Source organism: Streptomyces zhihengii, assembly GCF_016919245.1.
Taxonomy (GTDB): Bacteria; Actinomycetota; Actinomycetes; order Streptomycetales; family Streptomycetaceae; genus Streptomyces; species Streptomyces zhihengii.
On the sequence record NZ_JAFEJA010000002.1, the window covers coordinates 1828843 to 1848357 of the forward strand.

The 19515-nt window shown below is 69.5% G+C and carries 19 protein-coding genes and 1 pseudogene; 10 read left to right on the plus strand and 10 right to left on the minus strand.

Annotation, left to right across the window (positions count from 1 at the left end; all coding sequences use genetic code 11):
- Positions 1-12 precede the first annotated feature (12 nt).
- Genes JE024_RS35575 through JE024_RS35590 form a run of 4 tightly spaced genes read right to left on the minus strand, consistent with a single transcriptional unit; the run spans position 13 to position 3810 of the window.
- Positions 13-840, minus strand: coding sequence for a glycosyltransferase family 2 protein (locus JE024_RS35575; RefSeq protein ID WP_205377974.1), 828 nt, complete (start codon positions 838-840; stop codon positions 13-15).
- A complete protein-coding gene (locus tag JE024_RS35580) occupies positions 837-1835 on the minus strand; it encodes a glycosyltransferase (protein ID WP_205377975.1) in 999 nt (332 codons plus the stop codon). The genes JE024_RS35575 and JE024_RS35580 overlap by 4 nt, the downstream gene beginning before the upstream one ends.
- A complete protein-coding gene (locus tag JE024_RS35585) occupies positions 1832-2890 on the minus strand; it encodes a glycosyltransferase (protein WP_244883641.1) in 1059 nt (352 codons plus the stop codon). Before JE024_RS35585 ends, JE024_RS35580 begins: the two co-directional genes overlap by 4 nt.
- A 5-nt stretch (positions 2891-2895) precedes the next feature.
- Positions 2896-3810, minus strand: coding sequence for a glycosyltransferase family protein (locus tag JE024_RS35590; protein ID WP_372449902.1), 915 nt, complete (start codon positions 3808-3810; stop codon positions 2896-2898).
- A gap of 561 nt (positions 3811-4371) precedes the next feature.
- On the opposite strand from JE024_RS35590, the gene JE024_RS35595 reads away from it, so the two are divergent.
- The gene (locus tag JE024_RS35595) at positions 4372-6651 is read left to right on the plus strand and encodes a catalase (RefSeq protein WP_205377978.1); all 2280 of its coding nucleotides are present in this window, start codon (positions 4372-4374) and stop codon (positions 6649-6651) included.
- A gap of 282 nt (positions 6652-6933) precedes the next feature.
- Entirely contained in the window at positions 6934-7329 is a 396-nt protein-coding gene (locus tag JE024_RS35600; protein WP_205377979.1) for a hypothetical protein, read from the plus strand.
- A 189-nt stretch (positions 7330-7518) separates the two neighbouring features.
- On the opposite strand, the gene JE024_RS35605 is transcribed toward JE024_RS35600, so the two are convergent.
- Positions 7519-7791 carry a hypothetical protein gene (locus JE024_RS35605; RefSeq protein ID WP_205377980.1) on the minus strand — a complete coding sequence of 91 codons (273 nt, stop codon included), beginning with the start codon at positions 7789-7791 and terminating at the stop codon, positions 7519-7521.
- A gap of 86 nt (positions 7792-7877) precedes the next feature.
- Positions 7878-8105 carry a DUF5133 domain-containing protein gene (locus JE024_RS35610; RefSeq protein ID WP_205377981.1) on the minus strand — a complete coding sequence of 76 codons (228 nt, stop codon included), beginning with the start codon at positions 8103-8105 and terminating at the stop codon, positions 7878-7880.
- Positions 8106-8407: 302 nt separating this feature from the next.
- Between JE024_RS35610 and JE024_RS35615 the strand changes: the two genes are divergently transcribed.
- The 5 genes from JE024_RS35615 (at position 8408) to JE024_RS35635 (ending at position 12436) form a co-directional block, all read left to right on the plus strand.
- Positions 8408-9436, plus strand: coding sequence for a helix-turn-helix domain-containing protein (locus JE024_RS35615; RefSeq protein WP_205377982.1), 1029 nt, complete (start codon positions 8408-8410; stop codon positions 9434-9436).
- Positions 9433-9657 (plus strand): hypothetical protein, encoded by a 225-nt coding sequence (locus JE024_RS35620; RefSeq protein ID WP_205377983.1) that lies wholly within the window; start codon positions 9433-9435, stop codon positions 9655-9657. The genes JE024_RS35615 and JE024_RS35620 overlap by 4 nt, the downstream gene beginning before the upstream one ends.
- A 94-nt stretch (positions 9658-9751) precedes the next feature.
- Positions 9752-10168 carry a hypothetical protein gene (locus JE024_RS35625; RefSeq protein ID WP_205377984.1) on the plus strand — a complete coding sequence of 139 codons (417 nt, stop codon included), beginning with the start codon at positions 9752-9754 and terminating at the stop codon, positions 10166-10168.
- Between the two features lie 202 nt (positions 10169-10370).
- Positions 10371-10607 carry a DUF6480 family protein gene (locus JE024_RS35630; RefSeq protein WP_205377985.1) on the plus strand — a complete coding sequence of 79 codons (237 nt, stop codon included), beginning with the start codon at positions 10371-10373 and terminating at the stop codon, positions 10605-10607.
- 638 nt (positions 10608-11245) lie between these two features.
- Complete coding sequence (locus JE024_RS35635) at positions 11246-12436, plus strand: PP2C family protein-serine/threonine phosphatase (protein ID WP_205377986.1); 1191 nt, start codon at positions 11246-11248, stop codon at positions 12434-12436.
- Here the strand turns inward: JE024_RS35635 and JE024_RS35640 are convergent.
- A pseudogene (locus tag JE024_RS35640) lies at positions 12413-13017 on the minus strand (RNA-guided endonuclease InsQ/TnpB family protein); the annotation flags it as partial. The gene JE024_RS35635 and the pseudogene JE024_RS35640 overlap by 24 nt on opposite strands.
- A gap of 351 nt (positions 13018-13368) precedes the next feature.
- Entirely contained in the window at positions 13369-14346 is a 978-nt protein-coding gene (locus JE024_RS35645) for a threonine ammonia-lyase (RefSeq protein ID WP_205377987.1), read from the minus strand.
- Between the two features lie 657 nt (positions 14347-15003).
- Here JE024_RS35645 and JE024_RS35650 point away from each other — a divergent pair.
- Together JE024_RS35650 and JE024_RS35655 are read left to right on the plus strand one after the other, a co-directional pair.
- Positions 15004-15330, plus strand: a complete 327-nt coding sequence (locus tag JE024_RS35650; protein WP_205377988.1) for a plasmid stabilization protein — start codon at positions 15004-15006, stop codon at positions 15328-15330.
- Positions 15331-15395: 65 nt separating this feature from the next.
- The gene (locus tag JE024_RS35655; RefSeq protein ID WP_205377989.1) at positions 15396-15599 is read left to right on the plus strand and encodes a hypothetical protein; all 204 of its coding nucleotides are present in this window, start codon (positions 15396-15398) and stop codon (positions 15597-15599) included.
- 32 nt (positions 15600-15631) lie between these two features.
- On the opposite strand, the gene JE024_RS35660 is transcribed toward JE024_RS35655, so the two are convergent.
- Entirely contained in the window at positions 15632-16816 is a 1185-nt protein-coding gene (locus JE024_RS35660; RefSeq protein ID WP_205377990.1) for a zinc-dependent alcohol dehydrogenase, read from the minus strand.
- A gap of 200 nt (positions 16817-17016) precedes the next feature.
- Positions 17017-17898, minus strand: a complete 882-nt coding sequence (locus JE024_RS35665) for an SDR family oxidoreductase (RefSeq protein ID WP_205377991.1) — start codon at positions 17896-17898, stop codon at positions 17017-17019.
- Positions 17899-18106: 208 nt separating this feature from the next.
- On the opposite strand from JE024_RS35665, the gene JE024_RS35670 reads away from it, so the two are divergent.
- The gene (locus JE024_RS35670; protein WP_307840742.1) at positions 18107-19495 is read left to right on the plus strand and encodes a cytochrome P450; all 1389 of its coding nucleotides are present in this window, start codon (positions 18107-18109) and stop codon (positions 19493-19495) included.
- Positions 19496-19515 lie beyond the last annotated feature (20 nt).

Here is a 19515-nt window from a genome sequence, read left to right on the forward strand (position 1 = left end):
CGGCCCGCCGTGTCACTGCCCAGGGCCGGTCCGTCTCCACGTGTCGGTGGCGGGGTGGTGGACGACGAGGCCCATGCGGGCGAACTCGCGCAGCCAGCCGAGCATCGGCCATGAGCCCCAACGCTTCTTGTAGAGAGCGCCGTTGCGCAGGATGTCGTCGAGGTGGTGGACGGGGGGCGTGTGCACGGGGTGGTGCTGGTGGTACGCCTCCGCGCCGCCGACCCACCACAGGTCGACCCCACTTCGGGTCGCCGTAGCCGCGAAATCGGTGTCCTCCCCGCCATAGCCCGTGTACTGCTCGCAGAATCCGCCCACCTGCCGCCAGGTGTGGGCGGTGAGGGCGAAAGAGAGCGACCAGAACAGCCGGGGGTCGCCGCCCCTGACCACGACGCCGGCGGGTGGCGCGGGTCGTGCGGGGTGAGGGGAGGCCAGGGCCGGGAGTTCCCCGAGACGGTACCCGCGGTCGGGAGTCGGCGGAAGGTATGCCACCGGCCCGCACAGCAGCACGCCGGGCGCGGCCGCGTCCGCGTACCGGGTGAGCAGGGTGGGGGAGGGCACGCAGTCGACGTCGAGGAAGACGAGGAGGTCCGCGCCGGCTGTGAGGGCGCGGTGGGCCCCCGCGTTCCGCGCGGCCGCGAGCGGCAGGCGGCCGTCGCGTACCGGCACGTCGATCACCTCGGCCGGGGGCTCCCCGTCCGCCGTCACCGTGCGCACCTCTTCGTCGCCCATCGCGACCACGACGTAGTGGTCGGGGCGTCGGCCTCCGTGCCGCAGCCCTGCGTGCTGGAGGCGCAGGTGGGAATGGCGGCCCGCGACGGGGGTGATCACGGCGATGTTCACGGCGTCTGCTCCGAGTGCCGCGACGCCAGACGTTCCAGAGCACGTGCCGCGCGCGCGGCACCGTCTCCGGCCGACCACTGGGCCCACCGTTCGCCGTCCCGTCGCGCGGTCTGCTCCAGCAGAGCCGGCCATTCCGGCGGTGCCGGCCAGCGGTGGCGCACGGTTGCCAGGTCCGCGCCGTCCAGGGCATGCGCCGTCGCCTGCTGCTCGCCGTGCGGGCGCCTCTGGGGGACGACCACGGTGGGCACGCGGGCGGCCGCGCACTCGGCGAGGGCGTTCTGGCCCGCGTGCGTCACCACCACCCGCGCGCGGCACAGCATCTCCCACGGGTCGTCGGTCCAGGTCCCGGACGTTCCGCCCAGGACCGTCCAGCGCCAGCCCGGTGTCGCGGCTTGAGCCGCCGCCAGGTCCTGCGCCGACACCTCGTCCCCGCCGCCGCCCAGCATGACGAGCACGTCCCGGCCGTCGGCCGGGCGCGGCTGGCGTCGCCGCCCGTCGTAGCGGGAGAATGCCCCGGTGTGGACCGTCTTGGACGTCCAGTGAGGCGGCCAGCCGGGCTCGGGAACCTGCGCGGGCCAGGGTGCGAGCAGCGCGTCCGCCATGTCGTAGGCCAGTTCATGCGCCGGGTCCCCGCGGTTGCCGCGCATGGCAGCGACCGCCAGCGGCACGCCCATGAGCCGGGCGAGGACGGCGGCCTCGACCGACACGTCGCTGACGAAGAGTGCCGGCGACGCGCGGTCGATCCATCCGGCGATCCGCGCCATCCGGCCCCGCAGACCGGGATGGTGCAGCGGCGCCCAGTGGAGCCTTCCCCGGGCCGTCGGCTCGCGGGCGGTTCCGGCGGCGTCATGGGGCAGGTCCACCCAGTGTCCGGGCCACGACGGCGGTCTCTCCAGGGACGACAGGACCGTGACGGCCTCACCGGCGTGCGCGGCGATGCACTGGGCACGCTGCAGGTGCCCTCGCCCCTGGTGATGCACGTAGTACCCGATCACGCCGCCACCTCCTCGTACAGCGCGGTGTAGGCGTCGGCCGCCCGTTCCACGCAGCAAAACGTCACCGCGCGCTCCCGCGCCGCGTGCCGGCTGAGCGCCATGGCCCGGGGCAGAAGCCGTGCCAGCGCGGCGGCATCCCCGGGAGGCCCCAGGACGCCGCACGCGGGGGTGACGATCTCCGGTAGTGCCCCGCGCCGGAAGCCGCACACGGGGGTTCCGCAGGCCAGCGCTTCTGCGACGACCAGGCCGTAGGGTTCGTCCCACATCGGCGTGACCAGCGCGGCGTCGGCGCGGCCCAGCAGTTCCGCGAGGTCCGCCTGGGCCAGGTGCCCGGCATGGACGATGTCGCCGCCCAGACCGGGGGCGACCTGCTCCTCGAAGTAGGCCCGGTCGCCGACCGGGCCGGCGAGGACCAGGGGGAGGCCTGCCCGCCGTGCCGCCTCGATCGCCAGGTGGGGCCCCTTCTCGGGTACCAGCCGACCCGACCACACGAGCCCTCCGCCGCCCTGCCCCACGGGCCACAGGCGGGTGTCGATGCCATTGCGCACGACACGGGCGGCCGGCACCGTCGCCAGCCACGCGCCGGCGGTGAAGTCGCTCACCGCGGTGAACACCACCGGGCAGTCGTCCTGTGCCTGCACGGCGGACTCCAGCCAAGGGGTGGGTGGAGTGTGCAACGTGGTCACCACGGGCAGCGGCAGCGCCGACGCCATCGCCACCGGCAGGTAGTGCAGGCTGTTGTTGTGCACCACGTCGAACCTCAGATCGCCGTCGCGTGCCAGGTCGAGCATCAGCCGCAGGTAGGCGTGGTGCTCGTCCATCCGTGCTGGATCGGGCATGCTCACGTCGGCGCGCGCAGCCTCGCTCAGCACGGCACGGCGCACCGGGAGCTCCAGAACGTCCAGCTCGGGGTCGGATCCCGGAGCGGCGAAGAGGGTGACCTTGTGGCCGCGACGGGTAAGCACCCGGGCGAGGGACCAGGTGTGGGCCTCCAGTCCGCCGGCGAACGGCTCGCGCACCGGGTGCCGGCTGGAGGCGATCAGCGCAACCCGCATACGCGTCACGCCAACGTTCCGCGATACAGCACGTCATGGGCCGCGGCGAGATCAGCGCGTTCCCTGCGGCGGGCCTCGACGGTCGCACGGGGCGCACACCGGTCCCGGTACGCGGCGACCACCGCCGCCCGCAGCGACGGCACGTCGACACCGTCGTCCTGGGTGTGGCCGTAGGTCAGACACGGACGCTGCTCGGCATAGAAGCCGCAGCTCGGCGCCGCCACCGCCGTCCCCAGGTCGTAGCAGGCCTCCAGCCAGCCCGAATGGGTCCCGAAGGCATAGGGCAGCACCGAAAGGTCGAGACGTGACAGGTAGTCGTAGAGTTCGGCGTCGCTGAAGTAGTCGTGCACCCGGACGCGGAGCGGAGTGCGCCGCGCCAGTCCGGCCAGCCCTTCCATCAGCGTCGGGGAGTACGCGGCGCCGCCCGGTTCGGCGACGTCGCGGTGCACGTCGACCAGCAGTTCTGCGTCGGGCAGCTCCGCGACGGCGCCCGCGACGGCCCGCGCCACCGGCAGGACGGCCATGTTGGGGCGCAGACTCTTGGCGTGGATGCCCACCGTGAAGCGATCCCGCACGGGCCGGGGCTCTGCCAGCCGCGCGAAATCGACCACATGGGGGTGCGGCAGAACCTGGGCTTCACGCCCCCAGCGCCGGCCGATGACGGCCGCCGCCCCCGGGGTCAGGGTCACCAGAGCGTCCGCCGCCGGGATCAGCACGTCCAGCGCCGCCTCATGAGGGGCGGGATCGCGCTGATGAGGGTTGCGCAGGTCGTGCACGGTGTAGACGAACGGCTTGCCGTGACGGCGCAGCGCGCACACCAACTCCCGCAGGCGCTCCGGCCCCTGCGCGTCGAAGCCGAAGTGCAGATGGAAGATGTCGAAGTCCTCGTGGTGGGAAGCGATCCACCGGGGAGCCAGCATCACCGGGGGCCACCACCGCTGAGACGTGCTGGGAGCTCCGTTCGGTCGGGGATCCCGAAGACGGACGACACCGTCGGCGCCCTGGAGGTCGGAGCAATGCCGTACATAGACATGACCTGCGGGCACGGACGCCACCCGTACGGTGTGCAGGTCCCCGGCCACCGCGCGTACCGTCTGCCGACCACCCATCGTTGTCTCCTCACTGCACGTAGGACGGGGTGCCCAGTTGATCAGCGCCGACACGGGACCCGGGGACGCTCACCGATGTCGACGAAAGTGTTCGTTCGCCGGTCGACGCGGCTCCGGCGTTACCAAGGACGCGACCCAGCCCCCGGCGGCACCACCCTTGCTCCGCCGGGCCTGTGGCGATCATCGTCTGCCAGTGCGCATGTCACCCGCGCAGCGGATGACAGCCCAGAAACGAACCCAGGGCCGCCACTCGGATGCAGCGTCCAAGGCCGCGCGGCCCGTGGAAGGGGCCGGACAGACTATTCCCAGGTTCGAACGGCCAAGCCGAGGACACAGGTGTAGGGCACCGTCACCCTGTGTCTGGAGAGAGCCATGTCCGAGAAGAACCCGGTGAGGGCGGTCGCCGACGCGATCGCCGGCGCCGTGCACGACGGTCCCGCGGTTGCCGAGGGCCCTGAGGAAGGAGTCCCGGGTAAGCCGGGCCCGGTCTCCCCGCCGGTGGCCGAGCCCACGAAGCCGGTCGGACCGCTGCCGCCGAAGGCGGACCAGAGCGGCCCCGAGACCGTCAGCCCGACCGGGCAGCCCACCGGCGCGGAACAGGCCAGGGTCGCGCAGAGCGGCGCGTACCTCACCACCGCGCAGGGCACCCGGGTGCATGATTCGGACCACTCCCTGAAGGCCGGTCCCCGGGGGCCCGTTTTGCTTCAGGACCATCATCTGCGCGAAAAGCTTATGCACTTCGACCACGAGCGGATCCCCGAGCGCGTGGTCCACGCCCGCGGCTCCGCGGCGCACGGAGTCTTCCGGTCGTACGGCACCGCGCAGGGGGTCACCAAGGCGGCGTTCCTCGGCCCGGATGTCGAGACGCCGGTGTTCGTACGCTTCTCCACCGTGCTGGGCTCACGCGGATCCGCCGACACCGTGCGCGACACCCGCGGCTTCGCGACCAAGTTCTACACCGAGGAGGGTGTCTTCGACCTGGTCGGGAACAACATCCCGGTGTTCTTCATCCAGGACGCCATCAAGTTCCCCGATGTCATCCACGCGGGCAAGCCGCATCCGGACCGGGAGATCCCGCAGGCCCAGAGCGCCCACGACACGTTCTGGGACTTCGTCTCCCTGCACACCGAGGCGACCCATCACACCCTGTGGAACATGTCGGACCGCGGGATTCCCCGCTCCTACCGGATGATGGAGGGTTTCGGCGTCCACACCTTCCGCCTCGTCAACGCCGAAGGCGTGACGACGCTGGTGAAGTTCCACTGGAAGCCCAAACTCGGCGTGCACTCCCTGGTGTGGGAGGAGGCGCAGATCATCGCCGGCGTGGACCCGGACTTCCACCGGCGCGACCTCTTCGACGCCATCGAGGCGGGGGCGTTCCCCCAGTGGGAGCTGGGCATCCAGACCTTCCCCGACACCGACGACCAGATGTTCGAGGGAATCGACCTCCTCGACTCCACGAAGATCGTCCCGGAGGAACTCGCACCCGTGCAGCCCCTGGGGCTGCTGACGCTGAACAAGAACCCGTCGAACTTCTTCGCCGAGGTGGAGCAGGTCGCCTTCCACACCGGCCACCTGGTACCCGGCATCGACGCCACCGACGACCCGCTGCTCGCCGGACGGAACTTCTCCTACCTCGACACGCAGATCAGCCGGCTCGGCGGCCCCAACTTCCCGCAGCTGCCGATCAACCGGACCCACGCGCCCGTCAACGACATGCAGCGTGACGGCATGCATCAGACCGCTGTGCACCGCGGGGCCGCCCCGTACAAGCCCAACAGCCTCGACGGCGGCTGCCCGTTCTTCGCGGGCGCCGACGCGGGCGCGTTCATCGAGGTGCCCGTCGAGGTACCGGCCGGGCGCAAGGTCCGCGAAGCCCCGGCGTCCTACTCCGACCACTACTCCCAGGCGAGGCTGTTCTGGCTCAGCATGAGCCCCGTGGAACGCGAGCACATCATCGCCGCCTACACCTTCGAACTGGGCAAGTGCTACGAGCAGGCCGTTAAGGAACGAACACTGGCCGTGCTCGCCAACGTCGACGGCGAGCTGTGCGCACAGGTCGCGGCCGGGCTCGGCCTGCCGGTCCCCGACCCCTCCGAACCCCTGGCCGACGTCAGCCCCAGCCCCGCGCTCTCCCAGGTCGGCCGTACCTGGCCGCTCGACGGGCGCGTCATCGGCATCGTCACCGACGGGGCCGGCGACCTGGCCGGCGTGGCCGACCTCCGTGAGGCCGTCCTCGACGCCGGAATGGTGCCGCTCGTCGTCGCTCCGACAGGCGGGGTACTCGGCGGCGGCGATTCGCCCGTCACCGTCCAGCGCACCTTCGCGACCGCCCGGTCCGTCGAATTCGACGCCCTGGTCTTCGCAGGCTCGCCCGCCGCAGGAGCGGACGCCTATGGTGCCCGCGACGCGAAGGCGGGCCACCCCAGGCCGGTGACCACCGACCCACGTGTCCTGGCACTGCTCATCGAGGCGTACCGGCACGGTAAGGCCCTCGCCGGCTGGGGCGGTGCCCGGGCACTCTTCGAAGCGGTCGGCGTCTCCGCCGACGACTCCGGTGTCGTCGTCGCGGACGACTCCCAGGGCGTGCGGCCCGTGATGGAACTGCTCGCGGCCCACCGGGTCTGGGAACGTTTCCCGAGCGGGGTCTGACGCTCCGGCCCGTGCCGCGGCCCGTGCCCCGTGCACCGGCCGCGGTGGGGGGAGCGACCGCGCTCGGCGACCCTGTAGGGCGGTGACAGTGTCGAACCCCGCCCCGTGGGCGCAACCGATGTCGTCCGTGGAACTGGCCACCCCGGCAGTCGTACAGCTGCGCCGAGGCAACGACCACGACCGCATCCCCTCGCCGTCGCCACTGGACGGGGCCACTTTCCGCCGACCGGTCGCCAAGAGCGGGGTAGAGAGCCTGACGGGGGTGCTGGTGGGCGACGGCGCATGCGAACACTCGATGCCGCTGCCGGCCCTGGGACGGCGCCCGGGCGCTCCGCCGAGAGCTACTCCCGGCTGCTGTATTTCTCCATCCTCGGCGATGTCCTGGGTGCCGGGCCAGGTCGCCGCTGTTTCGGCGGGGTGGCCAGGGCCCTCGTCACCGCTCTCGTCCTCCTCACAGCGCCCTCCGGCGGTGCACACGGCCTTCGGGCCGACTCGTGCGTGCTGCTGGCGATGCAGGGGGAAGCGGCCGTCTGGGCGTGTGTGTTGATGATCTTGCCCACCGCGATCGCCGTGCCCATCACGGCAGAAGGCACCGTCATGGGCATCCGCGCGCAGGCCCGCCTGTCGCCGCCGAGATGCCACGGCGCCGTCAGCGGCCTACGTCAACCGGGGGAGTGACCCTACGGCTGCCGGCAGTGGACTGAGAACCGCCCCCCGGGCGTGGCGAACTCCCAGGAGCGTGCGCCCCCCGCACCCGCGTGCCATCCCCGGGCTGGACTGTGAGCAACTCGGCACGGGCGCGCTTCAGGCGTACCCGGTGCGCAGGTAGCCGATCGGAGGCGTGTTGAAGTGACGACGGAGGGCGTACTACGTGGCCCTTGTGGTGGTGCCCGCGGCGGCGGCGATGTCCGCCAGGGGGATCGGACGCCCGGCGTTGTCGTCGATGAGGGCGACGGCCCGACGCAGCGCCGACGGCTGCAGGGCTCCGGGCTGCGGTGCCGCATGGAAGTCCCCGGCCACGAAACGGCCCTCTCGCCAGTTGGCGGCGGCAAGGACTTGACGGTCCTTCGTGAGACGCAGCCAGGAGAGCACCGACATCAGGGTGGCCTGATAGGAACGGCGACGGAAAGGTGACGTCATCCATGTGGGCAGGCGCGAATCAGAGTGCGGACAGACCGCCGCCGTCCGCATTTCAGACCTGCGGACGGCGGCGGCGCTCGGTCGAACTAGGTGCTGAGGACGGAGTCGTCCAGGGGGCGGGCTCCAGGCAGCTGGTGACGGGCGGCGACAAGCGCGGAGTCGATGTCACGCGTGCCGGTGGAGACGCACAAGGTGTAGGCGATGTCCTGCATGCGCTGCTGTACTTCCTTGTCGCCGTTCTCTGCATGCAGGATGCGCAGCGTGTCGTACTGCTCCATGAGATTCGCCAGTACCGCCGGATGCGCCATAAGCATTGGACACCACTCCCTCGCACACTGCGTTCGTCCATTGTTGTGGTGCTGTCACCATGCCCCTTGGCCGGGCAGTACGCCTGCGCACCGGTCCACGACGATCAAGTGTTCGCTATGGGGACGCTGCGACCCCGCCCCGGACCGTGGAGCGAAGACGACCGGGCACGGACGACCCTTGATCAGCCGAACACGCGGAAGCCATGGCGGGGCGAACGGCAAATCTCTGCGTGGCGCGGGTTTCGCTTTCTGGGCAGCAGGCGTAGCGTCGCGAGTGTGCCGGGGCTCGCCGGGGACGGGATGTGATCATGAGATCGCTGGAGTTCCGCAGCCACAGACTGGCGGAGGTGCAGGAGTTCCTGTCCTGGGCCTATGCACCCATACGGCTCGGGAACCATGGGCATGCGGTGGGGGTACAGGTGGAGCGGATTTCGTCGGACGGCCTGAGCATGGACCGTCTCGATGTCGACTCCACTCTGTCCTACGACGCGGCCGCCCTCGGAAGGGTTTGCCTGATCACCGTCCACCACGGTGCGGTCGCCGACACCACCACAGGGCGCCGAGTTGTTCACGGGCCGGGGGAGACATTCCTGCTCGCCCAGCCCGACCGCCCCTGCACCGGTGAGCTGTGTGCCGCACGGTGCACGGTCACCCTGTTCGACCCCGGTCTGCTCGACCAGGTCGCGGAGGGCGCAGTACCCAGCGGCGGCCCGGTGCGCTTCACCGGCCAGCAGCCCGTCGACGCGGCAGCCAACCGGAGCCTGGGGGTGACGGTCTCCTTCCTGCGTGATCACGTCTTGGCCGGTCCCGACGGGAACAACCTGGTGGTGGAGACCGCCGTGCGGCATCTAGCAGCCGTCACCCTATCCGCCCTGCCTAACACGACAATGGACGACGGACTGGGCTGGCCCGGCAACCACGATGCAGGACCTGAGACGCTGCGCCGGGCGACGGCGTTCATCGAGGACAACGCCCACCGCGACATCGGTCTCGCCGACATCGCGGCCGCCGTCTTCGTCACCCCCCGCGCTGTCCAGTACGCGTTCAGCCGCCATGCCGACACCACCCCACTCGGCTACCTGCGGCGCGTGCGGCTTTTCCACGCCCACACCGACCTCGTCGCCGCAACCCCGCACGGCGCGAGCGTGATCACCATCGCTGCCCGGTGGGGCTTCAACCATCAGGGACGGTTCGCCGCCGCCTACCGCGCCGCCTACGGCGTCTCGCCCTCGGCCACCCTGCGCGCCGGCCCTGATCAGACCGCAGAATCACTCCAAACCGAGCAGCCGCCCCCGCTCACAGCACGGGCGGGTATCCCCGGGAGTGGACCGCCATGACCCAACCTGACGAAGGCCGTCCCCCGAAGGACGCGCACGCCAACACTCTGCGGGCCGCGCAACGCAGGGCGCACCTGCGCCGCATCGGGGCGAGCACGGCCGACGCCGCAGGAACCGCGATGAGGGAAGCGCTCGACAACGACGAGACGAACGCCGGTCCGGCCGACCATGAAGAGCCCACGACTCCCGCTCCGCCTGTCCGCGGAACGAACCGCTCCTGACGCACGACGAACCATCGGCCGATGCGACGGTACCGGCCGCGTTGATGGAAAGACGCAGGGAGAGAAGTTGGAACGACCCGGGAGGTAGAGCACAGTGGTGAACACGGCGATGCTGTCGCAGCGATACCAGCACGGCATCCTGGTGATCACGATCCATGACGACCCGGCCCACGACGAACGGGCAGACCTGGCACGGCGACTCGCCGAACTGATGCGCGCTCATCACCCCGCACCAGTTGTTGTCGTGATCGCGGACGCCGCATGCAGCGCCTCAACAGCCACCGCGGTGCGACGCGCCCACCGACGCGGCCGCGATCGGAACGAGCTGCTCTCCGTGGTGACACACAGCGCGCCGGTCAGACGGCTCCTGCAAGCAGGAGAGGCTGCCGCACGGCACCGCATGGTCATCCACCCCCGGATGGACGTCGCGCTCGCGGCCACAAGCCAGGCGTGCTCGGACCGGGCCGGAGCCGCCTCTGCCGAGCCGCTGCGTCTCTCCCAACCGACGTAAAGGAATAGGGCGCCGTGTCGGGTGCTCCCATCGTCTGGCGGGGTGAGACCAGGAAGCCTTGCGGAATCGCGCAGGAGTCGACCGGATCGCTTCGCCCCGCTGCAACTGCGACAGGCAGCGCTTCTTCCTATCGACTTCGCGTTGCCGCCGACGTCGGGCGTGGGCCCGCCACCATCACGTCAACGAGCGGAAGGAGCGGCGCGTGAATACACCCAGTAATCCCGACCCGGACCCCAGGACAACTTCCGGACTCGACAATGGGGGTGGTGTGCCGCCCGGCGAGACGCCGCCTGCGGAGGCCGGTATGAGTACGTCCACCGGTCCGCGCCGGCCGCCCCGGCGGGGCTGGGGCAAAGGACCCTTGATCATCATCTGGGCGCTCGTTGTCGTCTGCGCCCTGTTCTTCCTCGCCTACGCCATTGCACTCGGCACCCGTTGATCAGCAGCGAGCATAGAGCCGCAACTCGCGATACCCACGTTCGCGTCGCGCTCCAGCCTGGGCTTGTGTCGCTACGTGTCGGTGCGAGCTCTAGGCTCGACAGCACAGCCCGGTTTTCAGTCCAAGGCGCCAAAGGTCCTGTCGGCTGAGTCCACACCCTGCCCTGCTGGGACGAGGCTTCGAGCGAGTTGCCGCTCTTGCCTGTCCGTCGAGCAGCACCTCCGAAAGTGACCGCCGACGATGTGTGGCATGCCGGGGGAGCCGAGTTGCGGGCCCCGCCCGCGTGGCAGCAAGAAGCGGGGCCCGGGCAATGCCGTAGGGCGAAAGCAGTGCCATTTTGATAAACGCCCGCACCGCGTCAGGGGCACGGTGCTTCACCCGACTGCCGTGCGCAAGGCCAAGCGGCAGAGCAAAGCCCGCCCTGGAGTGGCGAAGAGCCGAGTGCCCGAGGCGGTTTTCGGTGCCTGCATATGGGTACACCGTTTGGCGTGCCGATCCGCTTGCGTTGCAACGGCGCACCGCAGGGGCGGGGCGCGGAACGCCCCGACCGTCCGCTCCGCTCTCCGCCCCCAGGGCGCCGCCCCGCGAGCTGGCGATTCGCGATCGTTTGCCGTCCCTGGGCGGGCTGGAGGAGCCCGATGGACACCATGCGTGTCGAGGAGCACCGGGCGTTGGAAACAATCCTGCGCCAGGCCGAGACAGCCTCACCCAGCGGGCTGCCCGAGCTGGTGGGCGAAGTGGCAGCAAGGCTGGGGATCGAGAATGTGACGCTGTACCTGGCCGATGTGCAGCAGGAGGTACTGATACCGCTGCCGGACGCCACCACGGCAGAGCAGCCGGTGTTCCCGATCGATCACAGCATGCCCGGGTGGGCCTACCGCACGAGTTCGCCGCGGGTCGTGGAGGCCGAGTCCGGCGGCATGGATGTCTGGGTGCCCATGCAGGACGGCATTGAACGCGTCGGGGTACTCGGGGTGCGCTGTGCCAGCGTGGATGCGCCCCGGCTGCGCTTCTGCCGGGCCCTGGCCCTTCTCCTCACGCTCATCGTCCTGTCGAAGGGCGCGCACAGCGACACGTTCGTCCGTCTCCAGCGCACCCGACCGATGGATCTGCCCGCCGAGATGGTCTGGGCGTTCCTGCCGCCCCGTACGCTCAAGACTCCGGACGTCACGTCCTCGGCAATGATGGAACCCGCCTACCGCATCGGCGGCGACGCGTTCGATCACACCTTGATCGACGAGACCTTTCACGCCGCGATCCTGGACGCCATGGGCCACGACTTGCGCGCCGGCCTTACCTCCGCAGTGGCACTCGCCGGCTGCCGCAACGCTCGGCGCGACGGCGCAGACCTCGACGAACTCACCTGCCCCGTCGACCGCGCCATCGCCGACGCCTTCCCCGAGCGATATTGCACCGGGATCTTTCTGCACATCGACACCCGTACCGGTCTGCTGACCTGGACGAATCAGGGACACCTGCCCCCGCTGCTGATCCGTGCGCAACGTGTCGTCCCTGGCGCCTTGGAACGCGAACCGGAACTGCCGCTGGGCTGGAACCGGCTGAACGACCAGCCACCGACCGTCCACCGCGAACAACTGAAGCCTGGCGACCAGGTCCTGCTCTACACCGACGGCATCACCGAGGCACGGACACCGGCCGGTACCCGCTTCGGACTCGACACCTTCACCGAATTCCTCATCCGCGCCACCGCCGCCGGCGAACCCGCCCACGAATCCCTGCGCCGCCTCATCCACGCCATCCTCGAACACCACGAAGGACAACTCACCGATGACGCCATGATCATGCTAATCGAGTGGCACCACGGGTGACTGCCGCCCCTCGTCCCACACGGTTACGCCGCGCTGGGCGATGTTGTGGGAAGCGTTCCGGTCCGCGTGCGCAACGACGCCGCAGCCCCGGCAGTTGAAACGACCTTGGTCCACACGGTTCTTCTTGTCCGTGTGGCCGCACTCGCAGCACGTCTGCGAGGTGTAGGCAGCGTCGACGTGGACCAGTGGGACGCCGTCGCGCTGCGCCTTGTAGACGAGGAACTGCCCGAGCTGGGCGAAGGCCCAGGAGTGCAGCGTGACCCGCTGGGGTTTGCGATGCCGTACCCGTGCGCGGATGCCCGTGAGGTCTTCGAGGGCTATGCCGCGTCCGGTGCGCTTGGCCTCGGTCACGATCGTCTTGGAGATGCAGTGGTTGATGTCCCGCGTGCGGCGGGATTCCTTGCGGGAACGCTTCTTGAGCAGGCGCTTGGCGGACTTGGTCCCTTTGCCTTGCAGCTTCTTGCGCAGGTCGAGCTGCCGCTTGCGGTACCGGTTCAGTTTCCGGCCGGCAGCGAGAAGCCGGTGGATGTGGTGGCGATGTTCCCGATGCCGAGGTCGACGCCGATGAAGCCGTGCAACTCACCCGGGGCCACTCCCTGGTGGACCGGCTTGAGCGCTCGGACTCGTCCGGCGCACCCGGGACACGGTCGACCGGCGACGCGTCCTGTTGGATGTGGAGGAGAAGGCGGCGGAACTTGGGTGGGCCTATTTCTGGCCGGTGATGGGCGAACTCATGACGACCGCGGAGGAATTCGAGGTCGGCGAGTTGGAAACGGTGCACGCTTCCTGACGTCGGCGCTGGAGTCGGCCGCGCGGGCACGTGCACTCTGACATCGAGACCCAAGCACCCGATGCCAGGACCTACTCGCGCCGAGGCCTAATCTGCCGGTGCCGGACGTCTCGTCAATGGAGCGGGTAAGCCGGGTAGGCGGTCAGATCCGGACACCGCTCGTGCCGACCAAACGCCTGTAAGCGTCCATGTCGATATTGCTCCCGCACACGATGGTGACGATGTGCCGACCGGCGAAACGGTCCCGGTCCTCCAGGATCGCGGCGATACCGAGCGCGGCTGACGGCTCGACGACGAGACCCGCGTGGTCGAGAAGCAGACGCATCCCGGCGGTGATTGACGCCTCCTGGACGAGGACGGCGTCGTCCGCAACCAGGAGGAGGTCGTCCAGAACCGCCGGGATGGGCCGCCGGCCGGCGACGCCGTCGGCGATGGTGTCCGCCGAGTCGGTGGTGATCACCCGGCGGGCGTGCCACGACAATGTCATGGCCGGTGCGCCGTGCGGCTGAACGCAAACCACCTCCATCCCGGGCGCCAGCGCCCTCACCACATGCCCGACACCGGTGGCCAGGGCCCCGCCACCGAGCGCGATGAGTACCGTGTCGAACGTCGGCGTGCTGCGGACGAGTTCCAGACCAATGGTTGCCGCGCCCTCGCACGTCTCGATATCGAGGCTGTCCTCCACCAGCCGGATACCTTCGTGCCGAGCGATGGCGGCCGCCCGCTCACGTGCCACCTCGTGGTCACCGTCCACCAGCTCTAACCGGGCGCCCAGGGAGCGGATGCGGTCGAGCTTGACCCGTGCAGCGCGACGAGGCGCCACGACGGTGATATCGATTCCCCGAGTGCGCCCGGACCACGCCAGGGCCTGACCGAGATTGCCTGCGCTCGCGCACACCGCCGCCGGCGCAGCGCTGCCGGCGAGCAGACTCGCGACCAGCTCGGTGCCACGACCCTTGAAACTGCGCACCGGGTTGGCCGTCTCCAGCTTGATGCTCACCGCGCACCCCAGAACCGGTTCCAGCGCCTCGCAGCGGTAGAGCGGCGTGTTGAGGAAGACGGGATCGACGACATGGCGGGCTTGCCGTATGCGGGCGAGGTCGAGCCGAGTCTGCGTCACGGCATAGCAGCGTAGCGCCGGAGCCGGACCACCGCGTCGTGCCGCCAGGGGACCGTGTCGAGTCGGCGACCTCCAGCGCTGTCGCGACGGGACCGGTCCGCGCAATGCTGGCCGGCTCCGGAAGTGTGAGCAGGCCACTCTGCTCTGACCGCCGCCAGGCATCGCCTGGCGAGCGGGATGAGCGGCGTCCACCTGCATGAGAGCCGCGCTTCACCGGGCCTGCCCTTCGACGGCGGAGCGTGGCATCCCGGGTGAACTGTCGTGGCCGGGGGCTGAGGATGAATTCGTACCGCGTCGTGCAAGCTGCCAGCGTCTGCCCGAAGAGGCGCTCTGCGCGCCCCTCCCATCGCGGGCACTGTCTCTCCGAAGATGCTCGCTGACCGGCCTCTACCCCGCCTCCGCGCACTCCTGCCCCGGCGACGGAGCGCATAGCGCGCCAGGACCGACGCCGCCCGCACCGCACTGTATGCCTACAACCTCCCTGCGGCCGGCCGGGCCCTACTCATCCGTTTGGTCGCAGTCTGCTCGCACACCTACCAGGACTCCGCATCTGATGAGACCACTCCGGATCCTGGATGAGAGGCCCACCGGAGGGTACGCGGAGGGTCGTCGGGCACCCCGCCCGGTGGACCGCACCCGGACTGCAAGGAGTACGTCATGCCGCAGGGTTCCAGCAAGAAGCGTGAGCGTCAGTACGAACACATCAAGGAAAGCGCGGAGAAGCGCGGCACCTCCAAGGGCCGTGCGAAGGAGATCGCGGCGCGCACCGTGAACAAGGAACGAGCCCGCTCCGGCGAGTCAAAAACGGCCAGCAAGACTTCCACACGGGACAAGAAGTCCGCCTCGCAGCGTGGCGGCGAGCGCTCCCACACTGGCTCTCAGGGGCCGACAAAGGACCAGCTGTACGCGGAGGCCAAGAAGCGCAACATCGACGGCCGGTTGTCCATGAACAAACAGCAACTGGCCAAGGCCCTCGGCCGCTGACCGGGAGCTACAACGTCTACAAGACCCAGGCGTGCCTTAGGGGTACCGCATAACCAAGGAGACCTATGAGCACTCACCATCCCAAGCGCGAGGCCAAACAGGTCAAGGAGAGCCCGTCCACAGCTGGCGAAGAGATTCTGCACGAGGCGGAGGAGGCCGAGACGAGCGTGACCAGCGACGGGGAGCGGAGCAGTGACGATGGCGAGGCGTCCGATGCGCTGTCCCCGAACGAGGACGCCCAGGAAGACGTCCACCACCGCAGCGAATGACCGCGGCGCCGTAAGATCCTCGGCCTGTAGGCTCAGGGCGAAAGCAGCGTCTTGATCATCCCATCTTCCTTGTCCTGGAACATTTGGTAGGCCTTGGGCCCGTCCTCCAAGGTCATGTGGTGGGTGGCGAAGCTGTCGACTCCTAGCGGGTCCGAGTCGGAGAGCAGCGGCAGGAGGTCATCCACCCAGTGCTTCACATTGGCTTGTCCCATGCGCAGCTGAATCTGCTTGTCGAACATGGTCAGCAGCGGCATCGGGTCGAGGGCGCCGCCGTAGACGCCGACTACTGAGATGGTGCCCCCGCGCTGAACGATGTCGATCGCCGCGTAGAGGGCGTTGAGCCGGTCGATGCCGGCCCGGTCCATTATTTTCTCGGCCACGGCACCGGGCAGGAGGCCCACGCCCCACTGAGCTGCCTTGGCCAGAGGCGCCCCATGTGCCTCCATGCCCACGGCATCAATGACGGAGTCCGTGCCACGCCCGTCGGTCAGGTCGCGAATCCTGTCGCCCACGTCCTTGCCGTACTGGCGCAGGTCAATGGCCTTGACGCCATCCGTTTGTGCGCGGCTCAGCCGCTCGGGCACCAGGTCCACTCCCACGACGAGGCTGGCTCCCCGGTGCAGCGCCATCCGCGCGGCCATTGCGCCAATGGGTCCGAGCCCCAGGATGGTCACCGTCCCGCCGGGCGGAATGTCGGCGTACTCCACAGCCTGCCAGGCGGTCGGCAGGACGTCGGAGAGGAAAACGAAACGATCGTCCGCAGGGCCTTCCGGCACCTGGATGGGCAAGGTGTTGCCGAACGGAACCCGCAGGAACTCTGCTTGTCCTCCGGGCACTTGGCCGTAGAGCTTACTGAACCCGAACAGCGCCGCACCTGTGCCGCGCTCCCTGACCTGGGTGGTCTCACACTGCGAATGCAGGCCACGATCACACATGAAGCATTGGCCGCAGGAGACGTTGAAGGGCACCACCACTCGGTCTCCCGTCGACAGCTCAGTGACTCCGCGGCCGACCTCCTCGACGATTCCCATAGGTTCGTGCCCGAGGATGTCGCCGGGCTCGAGGTAGGGCCCCAGGACCTCGTACAGATGCAGATCGGAACCGCAGACACCCGTGGACGTTACCCGCACGATGACATCGGTCGGATCCTTGAGCACAGGGTCGGGGACTGTTTCCACACGGACATCACGCTTGCCGTGCCAGGTGAGTGCACGCATCGGATCTCCTCTTGTTGCTGTTGCCGGGGTCGTTCACCGTCCACGGGTGTGCGGCTCGTCGGGTTCGTCGATGTTGCATCCTCGGCCGCCTGGACGGTGACCTTGATCGCCCGGGCCGTTGCTCAACGTCCGGCCCAACCGCACCGCTCTCCCCTTCACTCCAGTGCTCATGCCGCCCCCGCCCCTGCTTCCCCGCCAGATCACGGAAGCGGAGTACCTCCGGTGGCGTTCATGATCTCCGCGGTGATGAAGCTCGCGTGCTCAGAAGCCAGGAACACATACGCCGGCGCCATCTCCGCCGGCTGCGCAGGGCGACCCATCGGCGCCTGCTTGCCGAACTCTTTGGTGTCCGGCAGCGTGGCCGGAATCAGCGGCGTCCACACCGGGCCGGGAGCCACGGCGTTGACTCGAATTCCGTCCTCGACCAGCATCTGCGCGAGCCCTTGGGTGAACGTCACGATGGCGCCCTTGGTCATGGCGTAGTCGAGCAAGTGAGGGCTCGGCTTGTAAGCCTGCACCGACGTGGTGTTGATGATCGATCCGCCCGAAGGAATGTGAGGAACTGCCATCTTGCACAGCCAGAACATGCCGTACAGGTTCGTGCGCACCACGCGGTCGAACTGCTCCGTGGAGATCTCCGCGATGCCCTCAGGCTGCGACATCTGATACGCCGCGTTGTTCACCAATACATCGATACGCCCGAACTCCGCCACGGCCCGCTCGACGAGGCGACGGCACTGCTCTTCCTCCCGGATGTCGCACGGCACGCCCAGGCCGCGGCGACCCGCCCGCTCGATGAGGCGGGCCGTCTCCTTGGCGTCCTCCGCCTCTTCGGGCAGGTACGTGAACAGCACGTCCGCGCCCTCGCGTGCGTAGGCCAAAGCGACTGCCCGCCCGATACCGGAGTCACCGCCGGTCACCACCGCTGCCCGGTTCTGCAGCAGCCCGCTCCCTCGGTAGGAGTCCTCGCCGTGGTCAGGGCGTGGGTCCATTGGGCCGGTCCAGCCCGGCGGCTCTTGGTCCTGCTGTGCGAATTCCGGCTGCGGGTGCTTGGTCCTCGGGTTCTGCGGGGTCTCACCCATCAGGCCCTTCCTTCCTCGGGTGCACTCTTCAGCTTGCGCCGCACGTGACGGAGGCGCGAGTGCGCCACTCACGATGATCGAACCGCGTCGTCACATGTCTGCACAGCGTCGGGTGTCCCGCGATACGTGGCCCCACACATGCGGACTGTGGCACACACGCACGCTGGCTCGCTGCCGCTCGTTGCCGCTCGCTGGAACGGGCGTGCGTATGGGTATCGGTGGGTGCCCGGATGGCCAGAAGAACGCAGCTCAGCCGCACGGATTGCGCGGCCAGGCGGTCGATCGCGCGAACGGCCCCACCTGCCGCGTCGGGGCGCATGCGGCCGCACGGCATGGGTACTCGTGCGCCATGTCGACCGTCGCGAGATTTCTGCGCTCCCTGCCTGACAGCACGCTGCCCCTGGCGGTACGGGGCTACTCCTGGCTTCCCGACCGGATGTCCGACGTGCACGGTGGCGGCGTGCTGCGCACGCGTGTGCTGGGCCAGCCGGCGATCTTCCTGCGAGGACCTGAAGCGGTGGACTTTGTCTACGACGAGGATCATGTCGTGCGCCGCGAGGCGCTGCCCGGTCCGGTGCTCGACACGCTTTTCGGTAGAGGAGCGGTCCATACGCTGGACGGAGAATCCCATCGCGTGCGCAAGGGCATCTTCCTCGGCCTGCTGATGGACGAGAGGGGGGTCGCTGACCTGCAAGGGCGTGTCGTGGCCGGATGGCGGGAGTGGACCGCGCGGCACAGTGGCGAGGAGGTGGTCCTGTTCGATGGTGTGGCGGAGGTCCTTGCCGCGGCGGTGTCCGAGTGGGCAGGTCTGCCGTGCTCGGATGCATCGGCGGCAGGGACGGCGCGCGACTGCGTCGCTATGGTCGACGGCTTCGCCACCCCGGGGCCCCGGCACTTCCGTGCGCGCCGTGCCCGACGCGAGCAGGAGGCGTCCCTGCTGCCGGTGGTGGAGCACGCCAGGACCGGCCGGCCGGGGTTGGCCGACGGTTCGGCGGTGGCGGTTCTCGCTCGGCACCGTGACGCGGCAGGGCTGCCTCTCGCCCCGCACACCGTCGCCGTGGAAATTCTCAACGTCGTCCGGCCCACCGTGGCCATTGCCTGGTTCGTCGCCTTCGCCGCTCACGCCCTGCACCGCTGGCCGGACCAGCGCATAGCGCTGCTGACGGACGAGGACGGCAGCCGGGCCCGGGCGTTCGCCCACGAGGTGCGGCGCTTCTACCCGTTCGCACCGTTCGTCGGCGGTCTCGCCTGGCGCGATGCGGCGTGGCGCGGACAGCGGATCAAGGCCGGCACGATGGTGCTGCTCGATATCTTCGGACACCACCGCGACCCCGCACAGTGGGACCACCCCCGCCGCTTCGACCCCGACAGGTTCCTCCGAGAGCCGGGCGCCGTACACCGCCTGATCCCCCAGGGCGGCGGCGACCCTGCGACCGGGCACCGCTGCCCGGGCGAGGACATCACCGTCACGGTGCTCGCCGCACTCTCCACCGAACTGGCCTCCCTCGGCCACACGGTGCCGCACCAGGACCTGCGCATCCCGCTCTCCCGGGTGCCGACCCTCCCGCGCAGCGGCATGCGGATCCGTCTCCCGTGACACACGATTCCCACCTATGC

Bases quoted from the DNA above. Each gene is read 5' to 3' on its own strand.
- JE024_RS35635 (WP_205377986.1), top strand. From the start codon at position 11,246: ATGGACACCATGCGTGTCGAGGAGCACCGGGCGTTGGAAACAATCCTG.
- JE024_RS35620 (WP_205377983.1), top strand. From the start codon at position 9,433: ATGACCCAACCTGACGAAGGCCGTCCCCCGAAGGACGCGCACGCCAAC.
- JE024_RS35670 (WP_307840742.1), top strand. From the start codon at position 18,107: ATGGGTATCGGTGGGTGCCCGGATGGCCAGAAGAACGCAGCTCAGCCG.
- JE024_RS35595 (WP_205377978.1), top strand. From the start codon at position 4,372: ATGTCCGAGAAGAACCCGGTGAGGGCGGTCGCCGACGCGATCGCCGGC.
- JE024_RS35590 (WP_372449902.1), bottom strand. From the start codon at position 3,810: ATGCTGGCTCCCCGGTGGATCGCTTCCCACCACGAGGACTTCGACATC.
- JE024_RS35585 (WP_244883641.1), bottom strand. From the start codon at position 2,890: ATGCGGGTTGCGCTGATCGCCTCCAGCCGGCACCCGGTGCGCGAGCCG.
- JE024_RS35655 (WP_205377989.1), top strand. From the start codon at position 15,396: ATGAGCACTCACCATCCCAAGCGCGAGGCCAAACAGGTCAAGGAGAGC.
- JE024_RS35665 (WP_205377991.1), bottom strand. From the start codon at position 17,898: ATGGGTGAGACCCCGCAGAACCCGAGGACCAAGCACCCGCAGCCGGAA.
- JE024_RS35650 (WP_205377988.1), top strand. From the start codon at position 15,004: ATGCCGCAGGGTTCCAGCAAGAAGCGTGAGCGTCAGTACGAACACATC.
- JE024_RS35600 (WP_205377979.1), top strand. From the start codon at position 6,934: ATGCGAACACTCGATGCCGCTGCCGGCCCTGGGACGGCGCCCGGGCGC.
- JE024_RS35605 (WP_205377980.1), bottom strand. From the start codon at position 7,791: ATGACGTCACCTTTCCGTCGCCGTTCCTATCAGGCCACCCTGATGTCG.
- JE024_RS35615 (WP_205377982.1), top strand. From the start codon at position 8,408: ATGAGATCGCTGGAGTTCCGCAGCCACAGACTGGCGGAGGTGCAGGAG.
- JE024_RS35610 (WP_205377981.1), bottom strand. From the start codon at position 8,105: ATGCTTATGGCGCATCCGGCGGTACTGGCGAATCTCATGGAGCAGTAC.
- JE024_RS35660 (WP_205377990.1), bottom strand. From the start codon at position 16,816: ATGCGTGCACTCACCTGGCACGGCAAGCGTGATGTCCGTGTGGAAACA.